Below are 24,837 nucleotides of genomic sequence, written 5' to 3'. Positions count from 1 at the left end.
TCTGCGTTGATTGTTTCCATAAAAAATGTTTTGTTGCAAACTATATTTGAGGCGCTTCAGCGCAGACGCTTGGGAGAGGCGTTTTTTTGGAGGAGAAAAATGACAATGAATTCAACACCTGACGGTGTTAGGGCCGTACGTCTATGGGAGCCTCACCTGGCGTGGGAGGAGCGTCCCGACGGCGCCACTGTGATCTGGCGTGAGGATCCTCTGCCCGCACATGCCAACCGTATCACCGACCGCGTGTTCCACTGGGCGCATCTGGTGCCCGACCGCCCATGGATGGCGCAGCGCGATGCGTCCGGCCAGTGGCGGCGGGCCCGCTACGGCGAACTCGCCTGGACGATCGAGAAGATCGGACAGGCTCTTTTGGATCTCAATCTGTCACTCGACCGCCCGGTTCTTATTCTTTCCGGCAACAGCATAGAACATGCCATGCTGGCGCTTGCCGCCCAGCATGTCGGCGTCCCGTCCGCGGCGGTCTCGCCCGCCTATTCGCTGCTGTCGGGCGATCATGCCAAGCTGCGCGACATTGTGGAACTCATCTCACCCGGCCTGGTTTTCGCCCAGGAGGGCTTGCCGTTCCAGAAGGCGATCGAGGCAGTGATCGGCCAGGATATTCCCATTCTCAGCGTTTCCAAACCCGTCACGTCGCCCCATGAAGCGATCCTCTGGGAAGAGATGATCAAGACCCGCCCGGGTCCCGCCGTGGCGGCGGCGCATGCCAAGGTGGGGCCGGAAACGGTGGCGAAGTTCCTCTTCACCTCCGGCACCACGGGCTCTCCCAAGGCGGTGATCCAGACGCAGCAGATGCTGTGCGCCAATCAGGAAATGATCCTCGACTGCTACGCCTTCATGAAGGACGAACCTCCGGTCCTCGTGGACTGGGCACCGTGGAACCACACCGCAAGCGGCAACAAGGCGTTCAACATCGCCCTTTATCACGGCGGCACCTATTATATCGACGACGGCAAGCCTACGCCCAAGGGCATGGCCGAGACCATTCGCAACCTAAAGGAAATCTCGCCCACCTGGTATTTCAACGTGCCGGCCGGTTTTGAGCTTCTGGTCGATGCCATGGAGGTTGATACGGCGCTACGCGAGACATTCTTCCGCAATCTGCGATTGATGATGTATGCGGGCGCGGGGCTCGGACTACACACCTGGCGGCGATTGAAAACCCTTGCAGAGGAGACCGTCGGCGAGCGGGTGCTTCTGACCACCGGGTTAGGCTCGACCGAAACCGCGCCCTTTTCACTTTATTGCACCGAGGAGCAGGATGTGCCCGGTAACGTCGGCATTCCCGCGCGCGGCGTGACGATGAAACTGGTGCCCAACAGCGGCAAGCTGGAATTGCGGCTCAAAGGTCCGAATATCACGCCGGGTTACTGGCGTAGTCCCGAACTGACGGAGAAGGCCTTTGACGAGGAAGGTTTTTACAAGATCGGCGATGCGCTGCGCTTCGTCGTGCCGGGTGACCCGACCAAAGGGTTTTATTTTGATGGGCGGATTGCTGAAAACTTCAAGCTTCGCACCGGCACCTGGGTCGCGGTTGGTCCACTGCGCGCCCAGCTGATCGACCAGATGCAGGGCCTCGTCCGCGATTGCGTGATCACCGGCGAGAACGAGACCGAACTGGGTGCGCTGCTCGTGCCGTATCAACCGGCGCTGCGGGCGCTGTTGCCGGAAAACGGAGAAGGGCTGAGTGACGAAGATGTCATCGATCATCCGGTCATCCGCGCCGCAATCGCCGAGAGGCTTGCCGTCCACGCCGCCGCCGCGACCGGATCGGCCACGCGTGTGATGCGCGCCATTGTTCTGCGCCGCCCGCTTGGCATGGACAAGGGCGAGGTCACCGACAAGGGTTCGGTCAACCAGCGCGCCGTGCTGTTGCAGCGGCCTGAACTGGTGGACATGCTCCATAAAAGCGGAAGTCCGCGCATCATCACCCCGCAAATGCAGGAGAGCTCGCTATGAAGATTGACGGTCTTACCGCGCTGGTGACGGGCGGAGCTTCTGGGCTTGGCGCAGCAACAGCGCAGGCGCTGGCCACCAAAGGCGCAAAAGTGGCCATTTTCGACCGTAACGGCGATGCGGCGATGGAGAAAGCAGGCCGGATCGGTGGACTCGGTCTGGCTGGCGATGTCAGCAGCGAAGCCGATGTGATCGCCGCGCTCGATAAGACCGAGGCAACGCTCGGCCCTGTGCGTATCCTCGTCAACTGCGCTGGTATCGGAACGGCGGCACGGATGGTCGGTCGCGAGGGGGCCCAGCCGCTTGAGGATTTCGAGCGGGTGATCCGCGTCAACCTGATCGGCACATTCAACGTGATGCGGCTGACGGCGGCGCGGATGACGACACTTGAGCCACTTGAGGACAACGCGCGCGGCGTCATCGTCAACACCGCCTCCGTGGCGGCTCAGGACGGGCAAATCGGCCAGGCCGCCTATGCCGCATCCAAAGGCGGCATTGTCGCCATGGCTCTGCCTGTGGCCCGCGAACTTTCGCGCTTCGGTATAAGGGTGAATACGATCGCCCCAGGCATCTTCTATACACCCCTGCTCGGCGAGCTGCCGGAAGAGGCGCGCGAAAGCATCGCCGCGTCGGTTCCCTACCCCGCCCGCCTCGGCGATCCGGCGGAGTTTGCTGACGCCGTGCTCTTTGCCGTGGAAACACAATATCTCAATGCCGAAATGATCCGCCTCGACGGCGGCATCCGGCTGCAGCCGAAATAGGAGCCGCCATGTCTCTGGATCAGGCAGAACGGACCTTACGGCTGCTGAAAGCGACACCGGGTTGGACGACCCTCTGCGCCGCAAGGCCGGATTGCGACCTGGAAACGGCGGGGGCAATTCTCGACGCGGCTCGGAAGATGGCCGAAGACACCCTCTCAGCCCTTGGTCCGCGCGCCGATGAGCAGGGCTGCCGTCTCGAAGAGGGCCGGGTAAAAACGCCGGACGGCTACCGGCAGGCATGGACCGCCTACGCCGAAGGCGGTTGGCTTGCGCTCGACCTGCCTGAGGAATTCGGCGGCTCCGGCCTGCCGCTCACCCTACAGGCAGCCATGCTGCCGCTTTGCGAACGCCACGCCACGGCCTTCATGATGGCGGCGGGAGCCACCCGGGCGGCCGCCCACCTCCTGGCGGAACATGCCGACCGGGAAACCGCCGATACATGGGTGCCACGGCTGGCAAGTGGCGAATGGGCGGCGACCATCTGTATCTCCGAACCCGATGCCGGTTCCGATGTCGGGCGCATCCGCATGCGCGCCGAACAGACCGGGGACGGCTGGTCCGTCACCGGTGAGAAAATCTGGATTTCGTTTGGCGATCACGATCTTGTCGCGCGCATCGGCCATTGTGTGCTGGCCCGTTCCGAAGATCGCCACGGCACACGAGGCCTGAGCCTGTTTCTCGTACCCTCCACCCGCGCCTGCGGCAGTTCCAACGGCATCACCATTCAGCGTCTTGAAGAAAAGATGGGCATGCACGGCTCTCCGACCTGCGCCATGGCATTTGAAACATCTGAGGCGATCCTGATCGGCGAGCGCGGACGCGGTCTGCCACAATTGTTTACCATGATCGAGCTGATGCGGTTGCAGACCGGCTGTCAGGGTCTCGGTATCGCCACGATGGCTTGCGAAATCGCGGAAGCCTACGCCGAAGAGCGCCGCCAGGGCGGCAGGCCCGACGCTGGCCCCGTTGTCATCGCGCACCATCCGGATGTGGCCCGCATGCTGTCGGAAATGCGCAGCGAGACAGAGGCTCTGCGCGCCGCCGTTCTGGAAATGGCGATCACACTCGATCTTTCCCGGATCGACGGCCGTGACAGCGATGCCGCAGCCTTGGCCGCCTTCCTGCTGCCGCTCATCAAGAATTTCGGCGCGGCCGCCGGCGCGGCGGTTGCCGATATCGGAATTCAGGTATTGGGCGGTGCGGGTTATACCAAGGAATGGCCGCTGGAACAGGGCGTACGTGATGCGCGGGTGCTGACGATCTATGAGGGCACCACCGGCATGCAAGCGCTCGATCTTCTGATCCGGCGGCTTTGGGCCGACCGGCGCGGGCTCGACGTGTTTCTGACGCGCGCGCGGGCGGAAACCGAAAATCGGCCGGAAGCGCGCACCATTATCGAAGCCTTCGCAGAGCTTGCCGATGCCATGGCGGCCCATGCGGGTGAACCGGGAGCGCTTTATGGCGCAAACGCCTATCTGAACGCCGCCTGGCGGGCGTTCAAGGCGTGGATGGCCCCCCGACTTGACCCGGCGGAAGCCGCACCGCTTCTGGCGCAAGGCCGCGAGTACATGGCGCTGTTGCGAGCGCAGGCGCTGGCCGGAACCAATGCCCTGACGGAAGCGGAAAACCGGGGACGCAAACTGGCCTGACCGTCGTTCGAGACCTGCGCCAATGTTTGTTCTGCAGGGCCTTCCGCGTTTTCTAACGGCCTTCTGACCATCGGCGGGCGAAACGCGCTGGTGGACCGGAATGATTGTGTTTTCGATGAAATCGCGCAGACCCGCCACGACACCAAGGCCGCCAAGAGATTGTAGATCGGGAGCTTAAGGGAGCAAGGTCCTGCACCAAAGCGCAGCATGACGGATAGACGGGGCCGTATGGAGCGGCAAGACGCCAGGTCACGCCGCACGCCAAAAACTCGACGCTCGCCATCCATATCCATCACCTCAAGGTCATGGTGGAATGGCGAGCCGAGATCGAGATGCTGGCCTAAAGGTGGGCCTGCTGCTCAATGTTGACCTTAGTCACACAACGTTACAGCACTCCCCCGTCTTCTTCAGACCGTATCCACCACATGGTCACGGAGGCGGAAAGGCGACCGGAAGACTTGCGATGGAACCGTGCCTCGCCCCTCACATCAGGCTTGGCAGCAGCAGCACGATGGACGGGAAAAGCAGGATCAGCGCCAGCCGCGCCACATCCACCACCAGGAACATGGAAAGCCCCCTGAAGATGGTGCTGAGCGACACATCCTTGACCACCGAACGCAGGACGAAGGCGTTGAGACCCATGGGCGGAGTGATGTAGCTCACCTCGGTTACGATCACCACATAGATCCCGAACCAGACGAGATCGAAGCCGTATTGGGCGACGATCGGGTAGAAGATCGGCACGGTGAGCGTGATCATCGAGAGACCCTCGAGCACGCAACCGAGTACCAGATAGATCAGCGTGATCATCAGGATCACGCCGAGCGGATGATCACCGAAACCGGTCAGGATCGCCTGCATGTCCGTCGTCATGCCAGAGAGGTTCACATAATTGGCGAAGGTGAGCGCCCCGAACAGGATGAAATTCATCATCGCCGTGGTCTTGGCCGTGTCGTAGAGCGTGGCCAGCGCCTCATCGAGTTTCATCCGTCCACGGATCACCACCAACAGAAAAGCGCCGGCAGCGCCCATGCCGGCGCTTTCGGTGGGGGTAAATACACCGAGGTAGATGCCACCCATGACGAAGAGGAAGAGCGCGAGAGCACCCGACACACTCTTCAGCGCCGCAATGCGTTCTTTCAGTGGCAGCTTGGGCTCCACGGGAAGTTCGATCCGGCCAAAGGCCATCGACATCCGGACCGCGAGTACATACAGACAGATGCCGATCAGACCCGGCAGAATGCCGGCGATGAACAGTTTTCCAATGTCCTGTTGGGTCATCAGGCCGTAAAACATCAGGATAACGGAAGGCGGGATCAGGATGCCGAGCGTGCCACCCGCCGCGATCGAGGCGGTGGAAAGACCGTCGGGGTAACCGAAGCGCCGCATCGAGGGCATCGAGATCTTGGCCATGGTCGAGGCGGTGGCAAGCGACGAGCCGCAAACCGAGGAAAAACCGCCGCAGGCGATGATGGTGGCAACAGCAAGCCCGCCACGGCGATGCCTGAGCCAGGCATAGGCGGCTTCATAGAGATCGCGCGCCACGCCCGACTGCACAACGAAGTTGCCCATCATCAGGAACAGCGGCAGGATCGACAGCGAATAGCTGCGGCTGTTGTCGAAGAATGTCTGACCGAGCAACGACAGCGACGGCTCCCACCCGATGATCATCGCAGTGCCAAGGACACCGACGGCAGTCAGGGCGAGCGAGATCGGCAATCCGGCCAGGAGCAGGCCGAAGAGAACGATCATTCCAATTTCCCAATGCTGCATCTCAACGTCTCCGGAGGGCAAGGCCGGCCATGGCCAGCATGACGCAAGCAGAAATTCCCGTGAGGCACGCCGCCAGATAGGCGACGGGCGCAATCGGGATCTGCAACGAGACCGTCACCCCGCCATAGCCCGCAATCTGTTCGCCGATCACCCAGAGTCTCCAGGCGACGACGGCCAGGACGCCGCTCGCCGCCAGCGCGACAAACGGCACGCGGATCCGTTCGATGCCGCCGGAAAGACGATCGGTCAGGAAATCCACCGTCACATGATCACGATCGAGCGTAGCGGCCGGAAGACCGATGAAGATGATCGCCGATAGCAGGAGTTCCGTCATTTCCGTCGCGCCGGAAAGGGGCGCGTTGAAGCCGTAACGACCGATCACGTCGACGACGGTTAGCAGCATCATGGCGCAGAGCAGAATGGCACTGATCCAGGCGATCGACCGTTTAACCAGACCGGCGATCGGCGGGGCGGCCGCTAGGCCGCCCCCTTCCGGTTCCGTGCCAGGAACGTGGAAACCACCGCTCATTGTGCGGACTCCGCTTCCACCTTGGCAATTTCTTCCTTCAGCATCACGTAGGCAGCCTCACCGTCCACACCGGCGGACGAGACCACCGCGATCTGGTTGTCGATGATCGGCTGCAGTTTTTCGCGCAAGGTCGCCATGTCCGCCTCGCTGGCATCGTGGAAGGTGACCTTGCCCTTCATGGCCTCGCGGCCCTCCGCATCGGCCTTGTTCCACATTTCACCGGCCTTGCGGACCAGCGGTTCACCGATGATCGTGCTGATCGCAGCCTGATCCTCGGCCGGCAGGCTGTCCCACTTTTTCTGGTTCATGACGACGAACATGGCGGTGTTGTAGAGCCCGCCCGGCACCGTGTAGCTGTTGCCGACCAGATCGATCAGCTTGAAGAAGTTGACGGACTCGTAGGGAAAGAAGATGCCGTCCGCGACGCCCTGGCTCAGCAGTTCGTAGGACTTGGACGACGGCCCCTCGACCGGAACGGCGCCGATGCTCTTGACGATGTCATGGGCCACCACACCCCCAACACGGATCTTTTGACCGGCGATGTCGCCATATGCCTTGATCGGCTTGGACGAGAAGATCTCGCCCGGTCCATGGGTGTAGATCGCCATGACCTTGACCCCGTCATATTCATGAGCGGCGGCCAGATACTTCTCGTAGACGCGCCAGAAGGCGACCGAGGTCGCGATGGCATTGTCGCTGAGCAAGGGCATCTCGCCGATGGCGGCCGTCTTGAAGCGGCCGGGCGTGTAGCCCTGGACGGAATAGGTGATATCGGCGACGCCGTTCTTGGCCAGATCAAACGCGGCGGACGGCGGGCCGAGCGGCGCGGGCAGGATATTGACCTTCACCCGGCCGTCAGTGACGCGTTCGATGTCTTTCGCCATCGGCACGATGAAATTGGCGACCTGTGGATGGGTCGCAGGAACCCAGCTGGACAGTGTCAGTACCGTTTGGGCACTTGCCGTTCCGGCACACAACATCGCACCGAAAATCGCGCCGGATAGTCTATAAATTACGTTCATTTTACCTTATTCCCCTTTTTTGGACTGAGTGATTCAGACAGACGGACGAGGTCCGTGATAGCGCCGACCGGGCGCGCCCGGCCGGAAGAAACGCCCCGGAAAACCAACTGACGACACAGTGAGACCTCCGTGAACGCCAAGCACACGAACCAGCATTTCAAAAGAAACTGGCCCTTCTACTGGATCAGCCGCGCCGATGCGCGCTATGTCCAGGTGCTCGACAAGCGGCTGAAGCCGATCGGCATCGACGTGCCGCGCTGGCGCGTGCTCATGTCGCTCTATGAAGACACCTATCTGTCGATTTCCGAGATTGCCGACTTCTCCACCATGCGGCTCAACACCACGACCAAGGTGGTCCAGCGCATGATCGGCGACGGTCTGGTGACAACACGCGTGCGCCCCACTGACGCGCGGGTGACCGAAGCCTGCCTGACGCCGGAAGGCGATCGGCTGCGGGCGCTCGCTCTCAAGGAAGCCCGTGACATTTTCGAGATCAGTTTCCAGAACGTCAGCAGCGACGAGATGGCGACCCTGAACGAAATTCTGGAAAAGGTCTTCAGTCAGCTCAATCGGCTCTGAGAGCAGTTGTCCATTCATCTGCTGGCACCAACCTGCAGATGATGGAACTGACGTCCGAACCAGATGAGTCCTTCTGGTTTTTCACCGAGCAGGCGGACATCGTCGACTTCGCATGTCAGCACCGAATGGGAGCCGATGGGCCGCTGGTCGACGATCCGACAATCGAAGACGACTTCGGCATCTTCAAGAACCGGCGCCCCGGTCTTCAAGGTGATCCATTTGTGCGAAGCGAAACGATCACCCGGGTCCTTGGCGGCGAAACGACCGGACAGATCCTGATGCCGAGCGCCCAGAACATTCACGGCCAGCACCCCGTTTTTGAGGAAGAGGTCATGGCAACGGATATTGCGGTTGACGCAGACGATCAGGGTCGGCGGGCTATCGGTGACTGACACGACGGCAGACGCCGTCATGCCCTGGCGTCCGGCGACGCCATCCGACGTCAGGAGCGTAACCGCCGCACCAAGGCGGCTCATGCCTTCGCGAAAAGCCAGTGCGGCGTCTTGAGGTGCGCAAACCGTCATCCGTTTTCTCCTTAGATGTCCAGCACGAGTTTTGAACTGCAAGCACGCGAACAGCAGGCGCAGATCATCGTGCCTTCCTCGCGCTCTTCGTCGGTCAGGAATTTGTCGCGATGGTCCGGCATGCCTTCGAGCACGTCGGTGACACAGGTGCCGCAGACCCCCTCCTCGCATTTCACCTCGATCTTCACGCCTGCCCGCGCCAGGGCCTTGGCGATCGTATCATCGGGACCGACGTTGACGGTGATGCCGGAGCGCTGCGCCTCAACCTCGAAGCTGTCGCCGGTGGTATCGACATCGGCGGAGAAATACTCGCGATGCACGTTGGCGCTGGCATGGCCCGCCGCCTCGGCCGCGCCGATCAGCCAGTCCATGAAGCCCTGCGGGCCGCAGACATAGATATGCGTGCCGCTTGAGGGCGCCGGCAGGTCGCGGGTCGGATCGAGCCGTTGCTCCGGCGATTGATCGTCGAAATGGAAGGCGACATTTTTCGCCCAAGGTTCAGCCGCGATCATCGCCCTGAACGCCGTCACCGTTTCGCCTCGGGTACAATAATGCAACACGAAGTCACGTCCGATCGCATGGAGACGCCGCGCCATGGCAAGCATTGGCGTGACGCCGATGCCGCCGCCGAGCAGAACCGTCGTGGTGGCCTCCTCGCTCAGCGGGAAGTGGTTGCGCGGGCCTTCGACCTCGAACGTTGCGCCCGGAACGGCCAGGCGGTGAACCGCCGCCGAACCGCCGCGCGTCTTCGGATCGAGCAGCACGCCGATCTCGTAGAAGCCGGTCTCGGCCGGGTCCGAGCACAGCGAATACTGCCGCCACAGATCGGTCGAACCGTCCCGAAGATGCAGGTCGAGATGGGCGCCGGCTTCGAAGGCCGGCAACACCGCGCCGCCGGCATCGACGAGACGCAGGCGCACGATATTGCCCGGTTCGTCATGCCGTTCGGCGATTGTCAGAGTGAGGGTCTTGTCCGCCATTGTCAGCCTCACCGCATGTAGATGCCGCCATTGACGTCCCAGCAGGCGCCATTGACGAAGCCGGCCTTCGGTCCGGCCAGAAGAACAACCAGTTCAGCAACGAAAACGGGATCACCGAGTTCGCCGACGGGAATGTTGGCGAGCGCCGCCGCCATCTTCTCCGGCGTGATGACGGAGCGCACCATCGGCGTGTCCATCGGGCCGGGCGCGATCGCGTTGCAGGTCACGCCGAAGGGCGCGAGATCGCGGGCGAAGACCTTGGTCAGTGTCAGGATCGCGCCCTTGGAGGCTGCATAGTGCGCGCCCGTGGCCGTGCCGCCGTTCTGTCCCGCCAGCGAGGCGAGATTGACGATCCGGCCATAACCGCGTTCCTTGAAATGACGGCCGAAGATCTGGCTGCCGGCGAAGGTTCCGCCGGCGTTGGTGGCGAGAATGGCGTTGAAGTCCGCCGGGTCGATCTCGAGCACCGGCTTGACGGCGGTGCGCGCGGCGTTGTTGACCAGCACCTCGACCGAACCCCAGCGCTCGACGCATTTGTCGAGCACGCTCTGGAAATCTTCCGGCTTGGTAACGTCGAGCGTCGCCGTGACGGCCGTCTCGCCGGCGAGATCCAGTTCGGAGGCGAGTGCGGCGGCCGGTTCTGGATCGACGTCGGAAATCACGACCCGGAAGCCGGCGCGGTGCAGGGCCCGCGCGATCTCGGCTCCGAGACCGCGCGCGCCACCGGTAACCACGGCGGTCTGGATCTTCTCTGGCAAGGGCGCCGCCATCAGAACAAATAGCTGAACGAATTCAGCATCCCGTCCGAGTTCAGAAGGCGCACGACCTTGGTGCGGATCTTGAAGCTGTCGCCACTTACGACCAGCTTGTGCGTGACATTGCCAGCCCAGATACGCTGGCGGCCGAACTTGTCCTCGATCAGGTGTTCCGCGCTCTTGACCGTCACCTCATCGCCATCGACGGCAGTGATGACGAAACGGGAAACGGTGCGCACGGTTTCGGCCGGCGGCGCGGACGAAATCGAGAAACCCTGCTGAAAACGGCCGACGCGGTCGCGCCGCATCTTCGCGTTATCGTGGCAGAGGTTGACGGCGTTGTCGAAGTCCTCGGTATCGCCGATGGGCAGGGTGTACATGCCATCGCTCAACCACAGATCGAGCCAGGTGTCGTAGTCCTTGGCGTCGAGCAGGTCGGCTTCCATCCAGATGAAGGCGCTGACCTTCTGCAGCAACGTCAGATCGTCGATTGTGTTCGCCATGGTCATACCGACATCATCCTCTTCCACATCTTGTAGGCGGCACGCATGCCGGTCTCGGCGCTGATATGCCCGCGCGGACCGCTGGTACCGGGTTCTTCATCGACGATCCCACGGTTGACGAGGATCGGCAGTTGTTCGCCGCCCTGCGTGCCGCGTTGCACGCGCTCCCAGACCTCGGCGTCATCGGGCGAACCGAAGCCCATCGGCCCCTGGAAATGCTCGTGCAGGCGTATGCGTGCGCGATTGGCGGCGGCCGGTCCGCCGTCCATGCCGATGGCGATGTGGCGGATGTCAGTGCGGTCGACCGCGACCGGCGTCAGCACGCGGAAGAAGGCGAGCGAGAAGGAGACATTGGGGAAGAGGTTCAGGTTGAAGCCCGCGCCGCCAACGGCTCGCACGATCTTGCGCACCTGATCCTCCGGATAACCTTCGCCGCGCAATTCCTCGGCGAGATCCGCGAAACGATCGGGGATCGGCGCATCGAGGTCGGCGTCGAGATCTTCGAGCTCAGGGATCATCATCATGATCGAATGGCCGTTGCCGAGATCCTCGACCCAACCCTTGCCCTTGTCGAGGAAGTCGAACATGTCCTCGGTCGCTCCGTCGAGCGTCTGCATGAAGCTCTTGTGCACCACCGGAAAATGGTAGGCATCCGTGGTGTTCTCGAGCTGGACCTTCCAGTTCATCGGCACCGAGAACTGATGCTCGCCGAGCACCTTCACCGGGAAGCCGCCGCCCTGCTTCATGAACAGGTCGATGTAGTGACGCACCTGCGGGCCGAGGAAGTCCTCGAGCGGTTCGATCTCCTCGTTGAAGGTGGCGAAGACCATGCCCTGATAGCTCTCGGTGCGCAGGCGCTGCAGGCCATGCTGCTCCTTGCTGAAGTCGTCGCCGTATTGTTCCGGGTAAGGCAGCGCCCTGAGCGAACCGTCGAGACCATAGCCCCAGCCGTGATAAGGACATTGGAAGGACGAGGTCTTGCCCTTCTTGACCTCGCATACCGTCGCTGCGCGGTGGCGGCAGCGGTTGATCATGACATGCAGTACGCCCTTGCGGTCACGTGCCACGATCACCGGCTCGAGGCCGACATTGGAGAGCTTGAAGGAACCCTTTTCGGGCACCTCGCTCTCATGGGCGACCCAAACCCAAGTGCGGTGGAAAATCCGCTCCATCTCCACTTTGAACAGTTCTGGGTCCTCGTACATCGACGTGGCGACCTTCGCTTCGGGCGAATAGAGCGCGTCGAGATCGCTGAATTTCGGCATAGGATGCGACATTGTCTGCTCCTCGAATGGGTTCAGAGTTCAGGGATGGTGAGCGCCCGGCCCATACGGGCCTCGACACGCATGTATTTCCAAAGCCGGTGGTCTTCTTCGTCGACAACGATGGTGCGCAAAAGGTTGCAGGCGGCGATGACGGCCTGGCGATCAGGGAAGTCGCACAGCATGTACCAGGTCCAGGGGAACGTCTGCGACGTGCCCACCTGCGTCTGATCGTCGTCGAGCGTGCCGATGATCGCCACACCTTCCAGCTTGGAGATGCTCGCCATCAGGGTCTGGGTCGCCTTCCACACCGGACCGATCTGGCCGAACGGCAGATCGAAGAAGGCCGGCTGCATGGCGAAGCAGAGCAGAGTGCGGATCGGTGTCGGTTCTGACATCATTGTTCCTTTCAAAAAGACCTCAGGAAAATCACGGAAAGCCGGGAGGCGTGGGCTGGTCGAACATCGCCGCGCCGGCCGCCTGCCAGCTTCCGACGTTGACGAAGGCATGCTGGGCGACACAGGCGGCATCGATCATCGAACGCCCGAGCGGGTGGCCGTTGGTCATCGCGTCCGATCCGCCAAGTACAAAGGCCATACGAGCGGCTTCCGCCCCGTCCTGGGCCGCCTTCGAGGCGACCTGACGCAACCGGATCTGGGTCGGACGATCGACCTCGCCCTGGCGTTCCATCTGCCGCCAACCTTCCTCGATCACGTCGTAGAAGGCGGATCGGGCACCAAGCAGCAACCCTTCGGCACGGGAATAGTCGATCTGCACATAGGCGCGGGCGGCTGGGCTCGGCGCACCAGTGATCGAGGCGCGGGCCAGAGCATCGGTGCGCAGCCAGTCAAGAGCGGCGCGGGCGGCGCCGAGCGCGACCACGGCAAGAACCTGAGCGGCAAGCGCCATGGCCGGATAGCGGAAGATCAGGTCGTCGAGCTGCGGCTTGCCGCCACGAATGAAGGTCCACTCATCAGGCACGATCACCTTGTCGACGACGATGTCGTGGCTGCCCGTCGCCCTCAGGCCGACCGTATCCCAGGTCTCGTCAATGATGACCTTTTCACGCGGCATCACGGCGGTGCGCGGTAGCGGGCTGCTTTCGCCCTCGATCTTGATGCCGGCACCAACAAGGGAGGCCCCCATGACGCCTGAGCCCCAAGGCCAGCGGCCGGATACCTCTAGACCTTCCGGCGTCCTGCGGGCAATTTGCGGCGGGAACATCGCACCGGCAAAGACGGTATTGGAATCAGCAGTATAGATCGCGGCATAGGTTTCGGGCGGAAGTGCCGCCAGATAGGTGGCGGAAACCCCGAAGCTTGCCACCCAGCCCGCCGAGGCATCCGCCGTCGAGATGTCCTCGATCAGGCGACAGAAGGCCTGCGGCGTGAGATTGTCGCCACCGAAGCGTGTCGGCACGAAGGCGCGGTAGACGCCGATCTCCTGGAACTTTCTGACGATGTCGATGGGGATATGGCGGAGCGCCTGAAATTCGCTCTGCCGTTGCCTGATCTCGGCCTTCAGCGCCTCAAGCGCTGTATCCGGGATCACATTTATATGAGAATTCATCTCGTTATTCCTCTACCTGGAAAATCGGATTGCTTTTGCAAAGCCAGCGGGCGATCGCGCAGAGCCGGGCATCGTCACCCTTGCGAGCGACGATCTGGACACCGGAGGGCAACCCACCCCTGGTGACGGTGGGCAGGACGATCGCCGGATGGCCGGAAAGATTGAACGGCCGCAAAAAACGTGTGAGCGGCAGAACCTTGGACGGATCCCCCGCCTCGCTCAGCAGTGGCGGGGCGCTCGGCAAGGCCGGTGTTATGATTGCGTCGAATTCGTCGACCAGCGCATCGACTTCGCCCGTGAAGCGCCGACGCACGTCTTCCGCCTGTTCGATGTCCGCATCGCTCACCGCGCGGGCACCCTCGAGACGTTTGCGGATATCGTCGCCAAACGGCGCGCCCTCCTCAAGCAATTGAAGGTTGGCGGCAAGGGTCTCGCGGGCGATAATGGTCATGCCGGCCCGGAACGCCACGTCCAGCGCCGGCAGATCAACGTCGGCGATAATGCCGTTCTCGAGCACCCTCAGCGCCATCAGCCCTTCGGCCATTTCCGGCGCGACGCCTGCGTCGATGCGCAGACGTCCGAAACGCGGAGCGCGGTCAAGGATCTCCGCCTTGAAGCCCGGAGCGATCGCCGCCATAGCGCGTTCGATCATCGTCATGCCGTTAGCGAAGGGGCCGATGCAATCGAGTGAGCTCTCGGCCGGCAGAGCGCCGGTGCGATCGACCAGGCCGAAGGTCGGCTTCAGGCCAATGACGCCGCAGCACGTGGCGGGCTGACGTACCGAACCACCGGTATCGGTGCCGATGGCGAAATCGACCAGACCTGCGGCGATCGCCGTGGCGGAACCGGAGGACGAGCCGCCGGGAATGCGATCGGGCCATTTCGGATTGACCGGGGTGCCCTCGAACAGGTTCACGCCCGTCATGCCGTAAGCGATTTCGTGCATGCGCGTCTTGCCAACAATCCTGCATCCGGCCTGAAGCAGCCGGTCGATGACGACGGCATTGGTTGCGGCGGGCGCGGCACCGGCATAGGCCGCCGATCCGCACCGCGTCGTCATGCCGGCGATATCGAGGCAATCCTTCACGGCCACGGTCGGACCGCCCTCGGCGCCAAGCGCGAATGTCGAGACAAAGGCCGTATCCCCGGCCAAGGGCTGCATGTCTGTCGTCATCTTGTTCTTAGCGGGAGATTTCTCCCGTCCCCTTTTACGTGAAAATTACCGTAACAAAGGACGTTGTCAATCGAGAATTCGCAAGAACGTCTATTTTTATCGTTAAAAATCAAATGCTTAAAAAAGGAAATCGCGGCTTCGCAACCGGTGCGGAGCCGTTACAGTAATTCTCGCGATGCGAAGTGCTGGACCCATACTCGCGACGGGTCGACTTACCAGCGGGAGCTATAACATGAATTGTCACGCATCAGTTTTGCGCCGTCCGCAAAACTGTTTTCCGTCAAGTCGGACATGCGGCGGAACAAGCACTTAGGCGCCCGTCGGGAGTATTGGAGAAATTACGTGAATATTACCGCTTGACCGAAGAAGGTCCGGTATTACCCTTCTATCCGCCTGACAGCCGGGCAACGCGCATGACGCGACCGTGCAGCCGCACCAAAGCGCAACACTGACCAGAACGACGGAAGTGGCTGATGACGCTTCCGAACGGGGGAACTTCTATGACGACTGAAACCGACATCGCGGCCCTGGTTCGCCGCATCGAAACGCTGGAAGCCGAAGCGGATATCCGCCGCATTCAGGCCCGCTACATGTTCCTCTGCGATACGCCGATTCCGGAATATGGCGTCAAGGACGACATGGAGCGGATCGACCTGATCATGCAGCTCTATACTGAGGATGCCGTCTGGGAGGGTGTCGGCGAATACTACGACAACCAGTTCGGCCGAGCCGAAGGCGCCGCCGCGATCCGCAAGCACTTTCAGGGATTCTGGGGCGGCAAGCAGGATCCGGCACTGATCCTCAACTGCCACTACCTGACATCGGAACAGATTCACGTCCACGAGAACGGAACCACGGCGGACGGCCAGTGGGTGCACATGCAGCCCTGGCTCTTCTCCGACGGCAAGGCGCTGCTGCGCTCCTCGCGCCTCAACAACACCTTCCGCAAGGAGCCCGATGGCGTGTGGAGGATTACCCGCACCCGCACCGAAAACGTTTTCGTTGCGCCCTTGTCGCCAACCTGGGCCTCCGATTATCCATCGAAGTCGGTTCTGCTGAAGCCCTGATCAAGGTCGGCGCGGCGCATCATGTCGCCGCGCCCTGAGCCCTACCCCACATGACGGGATGCCGCGAAGGCCTCGTCCCCAGCGGAAACGAAAAGGGCGGTCGTCAGGACCGCCCTTTTCGTATTATCGATAGGCCACGCAGACCGATTTGGTCTCAAGGTAATTGTCGAGTGCTCCGCGCCCGTGTTCGCGCCCGATCCCCGACTGCTTGACGCCGCCGAAGGGCATGTTCTGATCGGGAATGTTGTGGCTGTTGACCCAGACCGTACCGGCCTGGATCTTCGGCACATAGCGCATCATCTTGTTGAGATCGTTCGTCCAGATGGAAGCGCCGAGACCATAGCGGGTGTCGTTGGCCATGGCGATCGCCTCGTCCGGATCGCTGAACGGCGTCATGGTGATGACCGGGCCGAAGACCTCATCCTGCATCAGCGCCATGTCCTGGCGGACGTCGATGAAGAGTTCCGGCGCGACAAAGAAGCCTTCGGCCGGCGCCTCGGCGCCGATCACCGGCTTTGCTCCGTCCTCCAACCCGCGCGCGATGCAGGCCTTCACATGAGCCTGATGGCGGGCGGAGACGACCGGGTTGATCTGGTTGCGCGGATCGAGACCAGAGCCGATAGCGAGGCTGCGTGTCACGTTGGCGATCACCTCCAGCGCCTTGTCGTAAATGCCCTTTTGCGCATAAATGCGCACGCCCGCGCAGCAGGTCTGCCCAGTGTTGAAGAAGCTGCCGATACCCGCAGCCGCGCCCAGAAGGTCGAGGTCCATGTCATCGAACATGACCATCGGCGCCTTGCCGCCGAGTTCCAGCGTCACGCGCTTCATATCCTTCATCGCCTGAATGCCGATCAGCTTTCCGGTCTCGGTCGAGCCGGTGAAGGTGATCTTGGCGACGCCCGGATGGGAAACAAGCGCGGCGCCCGCCGTCTCGCCCATGCCGGTGACGACGTTGACGACGCCCTCCGGAAAGCCCGCCTCGAGGCAGAGTTCGGCAAGGCGGATCGAGGTGAGCGGTGTTTCCTCGGCGGGCTTGAGCACCACCGTGCAACCGGCGGCAAGCGCCGGGGCGACCTTCCAGCTGGCCATGTTGAGCGGGAAGTTCCAGGGCGTGATCGCCGCGACGACACCGACCGGCTCCTTGCGGGTGAAAGCCTGGTAGCTCATGCCGGGCGGGATCGGGATCGACACGTCGAGCGTGGAACCCTCGATCTTCGTCGCCCAACCGGCCATATAGCGGAAATACTCGGCCGAGGACTGCACCTCGATCAGCCGCGACAGCATGATCGACTTGCCCTGGTTCAGAGTTTCGAGCTGGGCAAGCTCCTCGCCATGAGCCTCGATCAGGTCGGCGAGCCTGAGCAACAGCCCCTGCCGCTGAACCGGCAGCATTTTCGACCAGGGACCTTCGAAGGCGGCTTGCGCGGCCGTGACCGCGAGGTCTATGTCGACCGCTCCACAAGCGGGCACATGCGTCAGAACGCCTCCGGTCGCGGGGTTGTAGACCGGATAGGTCTCGCCCGATGCAGCCCCATGAGACTTGCCGGCGATCAACGCCTTGGGCGCGGCCAAAAAGGCCGTCACCTCGGCGGACACCTCTTCGACAATACTGTCGGGTTGCGCGATTTTCATGGTGTTCACCCTCCTCGCTTTGCGCGATTTTTTGTGATCGTTCACGTGAATTTGCTATTTATCAAGCGCAAAACTATCGCACCGCGACAATTCGGCCGCACAGGAATTGCCTATCCCTTCGCCTCCCCGGTCGCGCACAGCACGAAGTCGAAGTCGGCGCGCCACATTTCATCTGCGCTGTCGACCCGCTCGAATGGAATGATCAGCGACTGCTTGACGCCGAAGACTGCGTCGGATGCGAGATATTCATCGCCCGCCACGAAAACATGCGTGATAACCCTGCGGAAACCGTCGGCCGTGACCATGAAATGCGTGTGCGCCGGGCGCCAGGGATGGCGCCCGACCGCCGCCAACATCTTGCCGACCGGACCCGTCGTCCGGGATCGGATAGGCGACCGGCTTGATCCCGCGAAAGGCGTAGCGACCATCCGGTCCGGTGCGGAAAATGCCGCGATTGTTGAAGGGCGGCTGAATGTCGGGCTGCTGGACGTCGTAGAAGCCCTCGTCATTGTCGGACCAGACGCTGATCAGGGCGCCTTCAATGGGATTGCCCTCCAGATCGAGCACCCTCCCCTGGAACAGACAGATCTCGCCCTTGCCATCGAGGCAGATATTGTCGCCCATCTCCCGCTCCGGCGCGCCCTCCACATGGAAGGGACCAAAGACGGTGGTTTCCGTCGCTCCGTCCGGCGCGCGATGGTTCACGGCATCCACGAGCATCGACACGCCCAGGGCATCGGAAAGCAGGATGAACTCCTGGCGGGTATCGCTACAGATCTGGCCGGTCTTGGTCAGGAAGTCGATCGCAAACTCCCACTCCGCCTCGGTGAGTTCCACCTCCTTCACGAAGGCATGCAGGTGATTGACCATCGCCGTCATGATCTGCCGCAGGCGGGGCGATACGGGTCCACCCATCCGGCCGTTGACGACCTCCGCAGACGTTTGCTCGGTAAAATAGCTCATGTCGATTTCCTCCATTCGACAAGGGGACGCTCGCCCGCGTGGGCGCGGGCGATCAACGCCGCGATCGCCTCGCGCTCCAGCGGACGCGGGTTCCAGTAAGGATTAGCAAGGGCGCTGTCGGCGGCGGCCGCAACGCCCTCCGGCGGCATGCCGAGCTCCGAAAGCCCCGCCGGCGCGCCGATCGCGCGGGCGAGATCGTAAAGGGCGTTCGACGGCTCTCCTCCGAGCACAGTCTCCAGATCGTTCATCACGCCCGGGATCGCCGGAGCATTGTAGGCGAGCGCGTGCGGCAGCACGATCGTATGGGTTTCGGCGTGCGGAAGATCAAAGCTCCCGCCCAGGGTATGGCAAAGCTTGTGATGCAGTGCCATGCCGACGGAGCCGAGACAAATGCCGCACAGCCATGCGCCATAGAGGGCGTCGGAACGTGCCGGAATGTCGCGCGGCTCTTTGGCGATCACTGGAAGCGCGCGGGCCAGCGCCCCGATCGCCTGCAACGCCAGTGCCGAGATGATCGGATTGGCCTCACGGGCGTAAAGCGCCTCCACCGCATGGGCGATCGCGTTCATGCCGCTGGTGCCGGAAATTCCGGGCGGCAGATCGAGCGTCTGGTCGACATCGTAGATCACCACCTCCGGCAGGACCTTCGACGTGCTTTGCGTGCGCTTGGCACCGCCTTCCGTCTCGCCGATGATGGGCGTCATCTCCGAACCGGCATAAGTGGTCGGCAGAACGATCTGCGGCAGGTCGGTACGTAGAGCGACAGCCTTGCCGAGGCCGGTTGTCGAGCCGCCGCCGACCGCGACGAGGACATCGGCCTTGAGGCTACGGGCGACGTCGGTCGCCCTTTCGCTGACGTCGACGGGCGTATGCATCACCGCGCCGGCGAAGACACCGACGGCCTTGTCGCCCAGCAGATCGGCCAGCTCTTCAGCTTGCGCTTTCTGGGCCGGAGTGGACAGCACCAGCGCACGCTGCGCGCCGAGTCGCGCCACCTCGTCGGGCAAGCGAGCCGTCGTGCCGGAACCGAAGATCACCCGCGCCGGGTGGCTGGTGTAGACGAAATCGCGCTGTGTCATCTCAGCGAGCTCCTTCGGTTGTGGCGACATAGTCCACCTGATGTCGGGCAATACGCAGGCCCTCCAGCCGGTCGCGTGCCGCAAGATGCGCCGGATGGGTCGCGTAGGCCTGCAGCGCGCCTTCGCTTTCAAACTCGGTCACGAGAACCATGTCGCAGGAATAGGAGACACGGCTGTGATCGACGCCGATCTCCAGCCGCGTCATGCCGGGAATCAGGCCGCGAAGGGCCTCGAATTCCGCACGCACCTTGGCGATCGCGTCCTGTTTGCTGGACTGCGCATCTCCCGCAACCTTCCACATGACGATGTGATGGACGGGACTTGAACGGACGACGTCGTGCGGCATGGGAAGTCTCCGATGTGGTCGGCTTCGGTTTCTGCTCCCACAAACCTGTCATTGTCTGGTTGCGTGATAAATCACGTAATTTGAAAAACATTCTTGCGCCAGGGGCAAAAAAGACGACCGGTCGCGCAATAACGACTTGATCAAAGGTAAAATTACATGAATATTACCGTTATAAAAATGGGAACATAAAAACTGGTGGACGGCCTTGGATCGCTTTGTCGAACTCGAGATCTTCACACGCATTGCCGAAGAAGCAAATCTGACCCGCGCCGCGGAAGAGCTGGGGCTCTCCGTATCCGGTGTCAGCAGATGCCTTGCCGGCCTGGAAAACAGGCTCGGCGTGCGGCTTGTGCAGAGATCCACACGTCAGCTTTCGCTGACCTCGGAGGGTGAGCGCTTCGCACGTAGCGCGCGCGACATTCTCTTTAACCTGAACGAGGCGGAAGCGAGCGTCAGCCTCGTCGCCGCCGAGCCGAGGGGGACCTTGCGGATAGGTTCCTCCCTTTCGTTCGCTTTGTTGCACTTGATGCCGGTCATACGGGAATTCAAGGCACGCTATCCCATGGTGGGCATCGATCTGCAGGCTTCCAACCGCTATTGCGACATCATCGAGAACGGTCTGGACGTCGCCATCAGGACCCGTCTCTCCGAAGTCGACAGCAGCGTCACGATCCGAAAGCTGGCTGAAGTCCCTCGTCTTCTTGTGGCCTCACCCGATTACATCGAGAAGAACGGCACCCCGGCGGAGCCGGAGGATTTGGAGCGCCACGCCCTCCTGCTCTATACGCTCTCCGACGACTGGGACCATCTGACATTCACCCGCAACGACGTGCGCAAACGCCTGCCGATGAAACCCGAAATCGCGTCCAACGATGGGCAGTTGCTCCGCCGGGCGGCTTTGGATGGCATGGGAATCCTGGTCCAGCCCGCCTATGTCGTCCACAATGACCTTGCCGCCGGACGGCTCGTCCCGGTGCTTGAGAATTGGACGCTTCCCAGACTGACGATGAATGTCGTCTTTCCCTCACGAACGCACCTGCCCGCAAGAACCCGCCTGTTTATCGACGCGCTGGTCATGCATTTCCGCGAAAACGATCTTGAACGAAACTGGACCGGCCAACCCGACCGGACCGTTCAGTAAGGGCTTCGCCCTGCACCCCGCCACCTGACAGAAGGCCTGGCCATGAGCGGGCCTTCCCTACCCACAGGATTGATCCCTTGTCAGCAACACAAGCCTATCTCGAACACGTTGCCATCCACGTCCGCGATATCGCACCGCATATCGCCTTTTTCCGCGACGTGCTCGACATGACGATTACCCAGTTGGACGGAGATCCAGCCGCGCCACGGCAGGTCTGGCTGCTGGGCGGAATACAATTGATCGAGGATTCGTCCTTTGTCGGCCCCGAAGGTCGCTGTTCGCACCTCGGCATCGTCTGCGCCGATGTTCCGGCTGCCATCGAGGCGGCCATCGCCAACGGCGCGAAAACCACGGCCAAGGGCGCCCACTGGCTCGAGCTGCCGGACGGTCTCCTGCTCGAGTTCCTGCCCGAGAAGAAGGATGCCGTGCGGATCGTGAGGGACCTCGACCCACGCATATGATCGGCACGCCGGATCGCGAAGTCCGATCCGGCCAGGTGGCCGCCAAGGATGGCGGCCTCGTGGTTTGGGTCAGGAGAAGCGTTCCAGCCGGTAGGGCGTGGGATCGACGATCGGAGTGACATTCATCACAAGATCCGCCGCAAGCTGCCCAGCCGCCGGCCCGGTTCCGAAACCATGGCCGGAAAAGCCGGTCGCCAGCGTCAGTCCCGGCAGGCGCGGCGCCGCTCCCATGACCGGCAGGGAATCCGGCGTGATGTCCATCATGCCGGCCCAGACCTCCTCGATGATCGCGTTTTTAAAGACGGGCCAGGCCGCCGTCAGGTTTGCCATCGCCTCGGCATTGATCGCCGCGTCGGCCTTCGGGTCCATGACGCGGATGCGCTCGAACGGTGAGGGTCCTTTCGGCCCCCAGCGACGTGGCAAGCGGATATCGTTGAGGAAGTCCTTGCCGAGATTGATGCGCAGCAACTGACGCTGCCCGCGCAGCATATGCAGATAGCGCAGCCCGATCAGGAGATGATCGAGCAACAGGGGCGCGCCGAGCGCGCCGCGCTGGGTGATCGTGAAGCCGCCGTCGCGGCGCTTGCGGAAGGAAAAATCGGGGCCGCCAACCGCGATCTCGGTCGGCCCTTCCATCGGCGCGGTGCGAATGACGGAGGAGATCAGCGGCAGCGTCGGCAGGGAAACACCGAGATTACCGAGGAATTTCCGCGACCACAGGCCACCCGCCAGCAGTACATGCTCGCAGCGGATCTCGCCGCGTTCTGTCACGACGCCATCGACCCGCCCGCCAGCGAAGGTGAGCGTGCGCACCGCGCAGTTTTCGACGATCACGGCTCCCCTGCGGATCGCGGCATTGGCGATCGCGCTCGGTGCGAGCGTCGGCTCTGCCCGCCCGTCGGAGGCGGTATGGATGCCGCCCGCCCAACGCCCCTCTCCTCCCGGCACAATACCATTGATCTCACTCGCGCTCAGGAGCCGGGAATCGAGCGAAAGCTGGTTGACGGCTGTCAACCATTGCCTGTGCATTTCCATTTCCGCCTCGGTGCGGGCGAGATACATGATGCCCGCCTGCCGGTAGCCTACATCTGTCCCGACACGCTCAGGCATCTGCGCCCACAGCCTGTCGGCCGCGAGCGACATGGGCACGTCCGGCGCCGAGCGGCCCATCTTGCGCACCCAGCCGAGATTGCGGGAGGACTGCTCCGCCCCCGCACGGCCCTTTTCGAGCACCACGACGGGAACGCCGCGCTCCGCCAGCGTCAGCGCGGCGGTCAACCCGACAATGCCGGCGCCGATGACGACGACGGTGGTCGAGGCGGGAAAGGTGGACGATGAATTCACGGGAGGCAATGCGGGTGCCATGGCTGTCACCTGGAGTTTGTTGATGTTTCCGTCCCGAGCGCGATGACGCCAGCCATCGTGCTCGACTGCGTCAGAGCGAAATGAGACGCTTCTCGGTTTTGGCCGCCCCAGCTCCGCGATAGGCGGTCACCTCGATCTCGACCTTGTAGACGGTCGATCCGAGCGGCGGGCAGGTCACCGTGCTGGCGGGGTCGATACCGCGGAACTTCTCGCCGACCACCGTCATGACCCTCTGGGTATCCTCGGGGTTCTGGATGAAGACGCGGGAGGAAACGACATCCGCCAACCCCGCGCCGGCGGCGGCGAGCGCGCCCTCGATATTGGCGAAGACTTGCAGCGTCTGTTCCGTGACGTCTTCCGGGATCTCCTTGGTCTGCGGATTGCGACCGGCCGTATTGGATACGAAGATCCAGTTGTCGACGGCCACCAGCCGCGAATAGCTGCCATGCTCCTCGAACTTGGAGCCGGTCTTGATTTTGAGGATATTGGTCATGTCATCTTCCGTCTTGTCATTCGATATTCTTGCAGGCCGCACGGGGGGGACTGAGCGCCGGACCCCATCTCCGCGCTTGCCGGGTCAACGCAGGACCGGAACGTCCCAGAGGTTGAGCTTGACGCCGATGCCGCGCTCGATAGCGTTGCGATAGACGACCGTGCCCCAGGCAACATCCTCGACCGGCATTCCGCCGACCGACATCAGGATGATCTCGTCGTCGTTGCGGCGGCCGGGCGCATCGCCGGCGACGATCTTGCCGATGTCCTCTAGCTCGTCCTTCGCCATCCGGCCTTCGGCGATCATGTCCATGAACTTGACCCCGATGATCGGGACATGGACATGCGCGGGCTTCGGCAGTTCGTGGAACCATGCCTCGTAGAGGCCGGTATTATCGACGACCTTGCGGATTTCGGCCCGCTCCATTCCCTCGTCGATGTTGCAGAGCGCCGGCATCGAAAGGAAGGTGCCGGGCCGCACCCATTCGCGCCGGACCATCGGATAGGTGGAGGGATCGCCAACCTCACCCGAATTGCAGAAGGTGACGATGTCGCTGTCGCGCACCACGGCCTCGATGCTGTCGACCACCTGCACGGTGGTGATCTGTGGGAAGGTCTCGCCGATCCAGGACAGGAAGGAATCGAGGCTCTTCTGGCCACGGCCCTTGACCTTCACCGTGTCGATCAACGGGCAGGCCGCCATGAAGGCCGACAGCGAGGTCTTGGCCATGACCCCCGGCCCGAGAATGCCGACAACCTTCGAATCCTTGCGCGCCAGATGGCGGGCGCCCACGCCCGGCACCGCGCCGGTGCGATAGGCGGAGAGCAGATTGGCCGACATATGCGCGAGCGGCGCGCCCGTATCCGTGTCGTTCAGCGTGAACATGAGGATCGAGCGCGGCAGGCCCTTTTCGCGATTGGCGATATTGGAGCCGTACCACTTGACCCCGGTCGTGCCAAAACGGCCGCCGAGATAAGCCGGCATCGCCATGAAGCGGCGGTCGGCCGTCGGCTTCGGCATGGTCGGGAACGGCGAGTTTTCCGGAAACATGATCATGGCGCCGTGGGAATCGTTGTTGGCGCCGGCCATGCGATAATCGCCATGGTAAAGCAGCGCGAACATTTCCTCCATGGTGTCGACGCAGGCGGGCATGTCGGTCACGCCGGCGCGGATCATGTCCTGCTCCGACAGGTAGATGAAGTCGATCCGTGTATTCTCAGTCATTGCATGGGCTCT

At 62.4% G+C, this 24,837-nt stretch carries 24 protein-coding genes and 1 pseudogene; 7 read left to right on the top strand and 18 right to left on the bottom strand.

Translation table 11 applies throughout. The annotated features are described in order from the left end of the window. Positions 1–105: 105 nt before the first annotated feature. From RNA01_RS08390 to RNA01_RS08380, 3 genes are read left to right on the top strand one after another with little or no spacing between them, the layout of a single operon-like run. A complete protein-coding gene (locus tag RNA01_RS08390) occupies positions 106–1,977 on the top strand; it encodes a feruloyl-CoA synthase (RefSeq protein WP_147179522.1) in 1,872 nt (623 codons plus the stop codon). Then, positions 1,974–2,735, top strand: a complete 762-nt coding sequence (locus tag RNA01_RS08385) for an SDR family NAD(P)-dependent oxidoreductase (protein WP_147179521.1) — start codon at positions 1,974–1,976, stop codon at positions 2,733–2,735. Before RNA01_RS08390 ends, RNA01_RS08385 begins: the two co-directional genes overlap by 4 nt. A gap of 8 nt (positions 2,736–2,743) precedes the next feature. Next, positions 2,744–4,384: an acyl-CoA dehydrogenase family protein gene (locus RNA01_RS08380; RefSeq protein ID WP_147179520.1), complete on the top strand. Its 1,641-nt coding sequence runs from the start codon at positions 2,744–2,746 to the stop codon at positions 4,382–4,384. Positions 4,385–4,867: 483 nt separating this feature from the next. Here the strand turns inward: RNA01_RS08380 and RNA01_RS08375 are convergent, their stop codons facing one another. Genes RNA01_RS08375 through RNA01_RS08365 form a run of 3 tightly spaced genes read right to left on the bottom strand, consistent with a single transcriptional unit; the run spans position 4,868 to position 7,708 of the window. Continuing rightward, the gene (locus RNA01_RS08375) at positions 4,868–6,157 is read right to left on the bottom strand and encodes a TRAP transporter large permease (protein WP_147179519.1); all 1,290 of its coding nucleotides are present in this window, start codon (positions 6,155–6,157) and stop codon (positions 4,868–4,870) included. Position 6,158: 1 nt separating this feature from the next. Further along, positions 6,159–6,686: a TRAP transporter small permease gene (locus RNA01_RS08370; RefSeq protein WP_147179518.1), complete on the bottom strand. Its 528-nt coding sequence runs from the start codon at positions 6,684–6,686 to the stop codon at positions 6,159–6,161. After that, a complete protein-coding gene (locus tag RNA01_RS08365; RefSeq protein ID WP_147179517.1) occupies positions 6,683–7,708 on the bottom strand; it encodes a TRAP transporter substrate-binding protein in 1,026 nt (341 codons plus the stop codon). The genes RNA01_RS08370 and RNA01_RS08365 overlap by 4 nt, the downstream gene beginning before the upstream one ends. A 129-nt stretch (positions 7,709–7,837) precedes the next feature. Between RNA01_RS08365 and RNA01_RS08360 the strand changes: the two genes are divergently transcribed. Beyond that, complete coding sequence (locus RNA01_RS08360; RefSeq protein WP_147179516.1) at positions 7,838–8,287, top strand: MarR family winged helix-turn-helix transcriptional regulator; 450 nt, start codon at positions 7,838–7,840, stop codon at positions 8,285–8,287. A 14-nt stretch (positions 8,288–8,301) separates the two neighbouring features. Here the strand turns inward: RNA01_RS08360 and RNA01_RS08355 are convergent, their stop codons facing one another. Genes RNA01_RS08355 through RNA01_RS08320 form a run of 8 tightly spaced genes read right to left on the bottom strand, consistent with a single transcriptional unit; the run spans position 8,302 to position 15,054 of the window. Beyond that, positions 8,302–8,811, bottom strand: a complete 510-nt coding sequence (locus RNA01_RS08355) for a flavin reductase family protein (RefSeq protein WP_147179515.1) — start codon at positions 8,809–8,811, stop codon at positions 8,302–8,304. A gap of 11 nt (positions 8,812–8,822) precedes the next feature. After that, positions 8,823–9,791 (bottom strand): PDR/VanB family oxidoreductase, encoded by a 969-nt coding sequence (locus RNA01_RS08350; RefSeq protein ID WP_147179514.1) that lies wholly within the window; start codon positions 9,789–9,791, stop codon positions 8,823–8,825. 8 nt (positions 9,792–9,799) lie between these two features. Beyond that, positions 9,800–10,549 (bottom strand): SDR family NAD(P)-dependent oxidoreductase, encoded by a 750-nt coding sequence (locus tag RNA01_RS08345; protein ID WP_235916520.1) that lies wholly within the window; start codon positions 10,547–10,549, stop codon positions 9,800–9,802. A gap of 11 nt (positions 10,550–10,560) precedes the next feature. Further along, on the bottom strand, positions 10,561–11,055 hold the full coding sequence (locus RNA01_RS08340) for an aromatic-ring-hydroxylating dioxygenase subunit beta (protein WP_147179512.1): 495 nt from the start codon (positions 11,053–11,055) through the stop codon (positions 10,561–10,563). After that, a complete protein-coding gene (locus RNA01_RS08335; RefSeq protein WP_147179511.1) occupies positions 11,052–12,326 on the bottom strand; it encodes an aromatic ring-hydroxylating oxygenase subunit alpha in 1,275 nt (424 codons plus the stop codon). The genes RNA01_RS08340 and RNA01_RS08335 overlap by 4 nt, the downstream gene beginning before the upstream one ends. 20 nt (positions 12,327–12,346) lie before the next feature. Next, positions 12,347–12,709 carry a hypothetical protein gene (locus tag RNA01_RS08330; RefSeq protein ID WP_174824542.1) on the bottom strand — a complete coding sequence of 121 codons (363 nt, stop codon included), beginning with the start codon at positions 12,707–12,709 and terminating at the stop codon, positions 12,347–12,349. Positions 12,710–12,740: 31 nt separating this feature from the next. Continuing rightward, positions 12,741–13,880: an acyl-CoA dehydrogenase family protein gene (locus RNA01_RS08325; protein WP_147179509.1), complete on the bottom strand. Its 1,140-nt coding sequence runs from the start codon at positions 13,878–13,880 to the stop codon at positions 12,741–12,743. A gap of 4 nt (positions 13,881–13,884) precedes the next feature. Further along, entirely contained in the window at positions 13,885–15,054 is a 1,170-nt protein-coding gene (locus RNA01_RS08320) for an amidase (protein ID WP_147179508.1), read from the bottom strand. 500 nt (positions 15,055–15,554) lie between these two features. Between RNA01_RS08320 and RNA01_RS08315 the strand changes: the two genes are divergently transcribed. Further along, entirely contained in the window at positions 15,555–16,121 is a 567-nt protein-coding gene (locus RNA01_RS08315) for a nuclear transport factor 2 family protein (RefSeq protein ID WP_147179507.1), read from the top strand. Between the two features lie 123 nt (positions 16,122–16,244). On the opposite strand, the gene RNA01_RS08310 is transcribed toward RNA01_RS08315, so the two are convergent. From RNA01_RS08310 to RNA01_RS08295, 4 genes and pseudogenes are all read right to left on the bottom strand, one after another. Then, positions 16,245–17,753, bottom strand: coding sequence for an aldehyde dehydrogenase family protein (locus tag RNA01_RS08310; protein ID WP_147179506.1), 1,509 nt, complete (start codon positions 17,751–17,753; stop codon positions 16,245–16,247). A 110-nt stretch (positions 17,754–17,863) separates the two neighbouring features. Further along, a pseudogene (locus RNA01_RS08305) lies at positions 17,864–18,716 on the bottom strand (intradiol ring-cleavage dioxygenase). Continuing rightward, complete coding sequence (locus tag RNA01_RS08300) at positions 18,713–19,795, bottom strand: maleylacetate reductase (protein ID WP_210245746.1); 1,083 nt, start codon at positions 19,793–19,795, stop codon at positions 18,713–18,715. Before RNA01_RS08300 ends, RNA01_RS08305 begins: the two are co-directional and overlap by 4 nt. 1 nt (position 19,796) lies before the next feature. Further along, positions 19,797–20,141: a Dabb family protein gene (locus RNA01_RS08295; RefSeq protein WP_147179504.1), complete on the bottom strand. Its 345-nt coding sequence runs from the start codon at positions 20,139–20,141 to the stop codon at positions 19,797–19,799. 205 nt (positions 20,142–20,346) lie between these two features. Here RNA01_RS08295 and RNA01_RS08290 point away from each other — a divergent pair, with 205 nt between their 5' ends. Both RNA01_RS08290 and RNA01_RS08285 read left to right on the top strand, forming a co-directional pair. Continuing rightward, the gene (locus RNA01_RS08290; RefSeq protein WP_147179503.1) at positions 20,347–21,282 is read left to right on the top strand and encodes a LysR family transcriptional regulator; all 936 of its coding nucleotides are present in this window, start codon (positions 20,347–20,349) and stop codon (positions 21,280–21,282) included. A 77-nt stretch (positions 21,283–21,359) separates the two neighbouring features. Then, positions 21,360–21,743: a VOC family protein gene (locus RNA01_RS08285; RefSeq protein ID WP_147179502.1), complete on the top strand. Its 384-nt coding sequence runs from the start codon at positions 21,360–21,362 to the stop codon at positions 21,741–21,743. A 69-nt stretch (positions 21,744–21,812) separates the two neighbouring features. Here the strand turns inward: RNA01_RS08285 and RNA01_RS08280 are convergent, their stop codons facing one another. The 3 genes from RNA01_RS08280 to RNA01_RS08270 form a co-directional block, all read right to left on the bottom strand. Continuing rightward, on the bottom strand, positions 21,813–23,108 hold the full coding sequence (locus RNA01_RS08280; protein ID WP_147179501.1) for an NAD(P)/FAD-dependent oxidoreductase: 1,296 nt from the start codon (positions 23,106–23,108) through the stop codon (positions 21,813–21,815). Between the two features lie 70 nt (positions 23,109–23,178). Further along, complete coding sequence (locus tag RNA01_RS08275; protein ID WP_147179500.1) at positions 23,179–23,601, bottom strand: Rid family hydrolase; 423 nt, start codon at positions 23,599–23,601, stop codon at positions 23,179–23,181. Positions 23,602–23,685: 84 nt separating this feature from the next. Next, entirely contained in the window at positions 23,686–24,825 is a 1,140-nt protein-coding gene (locus tag RNA01_RS08270; RefSeq protein ID WP_147179499.1) for an ornithine cyclodeaminase family protein, read from the bottom strand. Positions 24,826–24,837: the final 12 nt, after the last annotated feature.

It is taken from the genome of Paenirhizobium naphthalenivorans, assembly GCF_007992095.1.
Classification (GTDB): domain Bacteria; phylum Pseudomonadota; class Alphaproteobacteria; order Rhizobiales; family Rhizobiaceae; genus Allorhizobium; species Allorhizobium naphthalenivorans.
The sequence above is the reverse complement of the archived record's forward strand: the minus strand, read 5'-3'. Positions and strand labels throughout refer to the sequence as shown.

What these genes read in the sequence shown, in the direction of transcription:
- RNA01_RS08390 (WP_147179522.1), top strand. Translation starts at nt 106, where the DNA reads ATGAATTCAACACCTGACGGTGTTAGGGCCGTACGTCTATGGGAGCCT.
- RNA01_RS08385 (WP_147179521.1), top strand. Translation starts at nt 1,974, where the DNA reads ATGAAGATTGACGGTCTTACCGCGCTGGTGACGGGCGGAGCTTCTGGG.
- RNA01_RS08380 (WP_147179520.1), top strand. Translation starts at nt 2,744, where the DNA reads ATGTCTCTGGATCAGGCAGAACGGACCTTACGGCTGCTGAAAGCGACA.
- RNA01_RS08375 (WP_147179519.1), bottom strand. Translation starts at nt 6,157, where the DNA reads ATGCAGCATTGGGAAATTGGAATGATCGTTCTCTTCGGCCTGCTCCTG.
- RNA01_RS08370 (WP_147179518.1), bottom strand. Translation starts at nt 6,686, where the DNA reads ATGAGCGGTGGTTTCCACGTTCCTGGCACGGAACCGGAAGGGGGCGGC.
- RNA01_RS08365 (WP_147179517.1), bottom strand. Translation starts at nt 7,708, where the DNA reads ATGAACGTAATTTATAGACTATCCGGCGCGATTTTCGGTGCGATGTTG.
- RNA01_RS08355 (WP_147179515.1), bottom strand. Translation starts at nt 8,811, where the DNA reads ATGACGGTTTGCGCACCTCAAGACGCCGCACTGGCTTTTCGCGAAGGC.
- RNA01_RS08350 (WP_147179514.1), bottom strand. Translation starts at nt 9,791, where the DNA reads ATGGCGGACAAGACCCTCACTCTGACAATCGCCGAACGGCATGACGAA.
- RNA01_RS08340 (WP_147179512.1), bottom strand. Translation starts at nt 11,055, where the DNA reads ATGACCATGGCGAACACAATCGACGATCTGACGTTGCTGCAGAAGGTC.
- RNA01_RS08335 (WP_147179511.1), bottom strand. Translation starts at nt 12,326, where the DNA reads ATGTCGCATCCTATGCCGAAATTCAGCGATCTCGACGCGCTCTATTCG.
- RNA01_RS08330 (WP_174824542.1), bottom strand. Translation starts at nt 12,709, where the DNA reads ATGTCAGAACCGACACCGATCCGCACTCTGCTCTGCTTCGCCATGCAG.
- RNA01_RS08325 (WP_147179509.1), bottom strand. Translation starts at nt 13,880, where the DNA reads ATGAATTCTCATATAAATGTGATCCCGGATACAGCGCTTGAGGCGCTG.
- RNA01_RS08320 (WP_147179508.1), bottom strand. Translation starts at nt 15,054, where the DNA reads ATGACGACAGACATGCAGCCCTTGGCCGGGGATACGGCCTTTGTCTCG.
- RNA01_RS08315 (WP_147179507.1), top strand. Translation starts at nt 15,555, where the DNA reads ATGACGACTGAAACCGACATCGCGGCCCTGGTTCGCCGCATCGAAACG.
- RNA01_RS08310 (WP_147179506.1), bottom strand. Translation starts at nt 17,753, where the DNA reads ATGAAAATCGCGCAACCCGACAGTATTGTCGAAGAGGTGTCCGCCGAG.
- RNA01_RS08300 (WP_210245746.1), bottom strand. Translation starts at nt 19,795, where the DNA reads ATGACACAGCGCGATTTCGTCTACACCAGCCACCCGGCGCGGGTGATC.
- RNA01_RS08295 (WP_147179504.1), bottom strand. Translation starts at nt 20,141, where the DNA reads ATGCCGCACGACGTCGTCCGTTCAAGTCCCGTCCATCACATCGTCATG.
- RNA01_RS08280 (WP_147179501.1), bottom strand. Translation starts at nt 23,108, where the DNA reads ATGGCACCCGCATTGCCTCCCGTGAATTCATCGTCCACCTTTCCCGCC.
- RNA01_RS08275 (WP_147179500.1), bottom strand. Translation starts at nt 23,601, where the DNA reads ATGACCAATATCCTCAAAATCAAGACCGGCTCCAAGTTCGAGGAGCAT.
- RNA01_RS08270 (WP_147179499.1), bottom strand. Translation starts at nt 24,825, where the DNA reads ATGACTGAGAATACACGGATCGACTTCATCTACCTGTCGGAGCAGGAC.